This window comes from Soonwooa sp. T0.1_25 (assembly GCF_057652215.1).
Map to the genome: position 1 here is coordinate 1 of NZ_JBYFBZ010000043.1, position 1,146 is coordinate 1,146.

Genomic DNA, 1,146 nt, shown 5'->3' on the forward strand with positions numbered 1-1,146 from the left:
CCCGCACTTCGCCAATACTTTTTCCGTTATGTGCAAGTCAATAGAAAATGCTGTCATATTTAGAAATAAGTGAAAAACGAATACGCATATACTTCAGAAAACAAAATAATACATATAAGCGAAATTCAACAAGGAAATAAGTCGCAATATACTTGCATTAATTGTGGAAGTATCCTAATACCCAAAAAAGGAAAAATAAGAAGTCATCATTTTTCGCATAAACACGAAACGAATTGCAGTTATGAAAGTTATTTACATAAACTTGGCAAATTAAAATTTTATGACCAGTACAAAAAATGTCTTTCCGAAAAAAAACCTTTTCGTGTTGAATACAAAATAGATAAAACTTGTAATGCGTGTCTTGAAAGTTTTAACATTTCTTGCAAATTAAATTCTGAAATAAAATCATATGATTTGACTAAGACTTTTGATGAAGTATTTATAGAAAAAGCATACAATGGATTTGTAGCAGATATTCTACTTAAATCAAATAAAACAAATGAGATATTATTTATAGAATTTGCTGTAACGCATAAGTGTGATGAAAAAAAAATACAAAGTGGTTATAGAATAATTGAAGTTAATTTAGTTAATGATTCTGACTTAAATTTCATAAATAAAAACCATATTAGTATAAGTGATTTACACCATAAATTCTATAACTTCAAGACAAATCACTTAACCGAAAAATTTATACACAGTGTAAATTGTAAAGAATTATTTGATATCTATTTAATTCACAAAAATAATAAGACTGTCAAAATAATTGAACAAATGCGAAACATTATTAATGAAATTAATAATAAAAATGTCATTTATTACAAAATCAATGAGATTGAAAATAGAAAATATGATTTTGAAAAATTTGTCATAAATTACTCATTTATGAATAGAGAATATAAAAATTGTTTTGCTTGTAGATTTTTTGATGAAAACACTTCTTATTACTCGTCAACTAAATATTTTTGTAAACGATTAAGAAAAGGAATTGACAATTCTAACTTTGGATCAAATTGTGAAAAATTTTGGAGGCTTGAAAATCGCATAGAATCATAGTTTGACCTGCACATAACATAGTATTTGCAAAAGGCGGGGTTGAATATATAATAGAAAAACCCGATGCATTTAGTCGCAACTTGCTTTTCA

General features: G+C 25.9%; 1 protein-coding gene. It reads left to right on the forward strand.

The window, feature by feature from the left end; genetic code table 11:
* Positions 1 to 69: 69 nt before the first annotated feature.
* A complete protein-coding gene (locus AC23MB_RS14245) occupies positions 70 to 1,056 on the forward strand; it encodes a competence protein CoiA family protein (RefSeq protein WP_487787639.1) in 987 nt (328 codons plus the stop codon).
* Positions 1,057 to 1,146 lie beyond the last annotated feature (90 nt).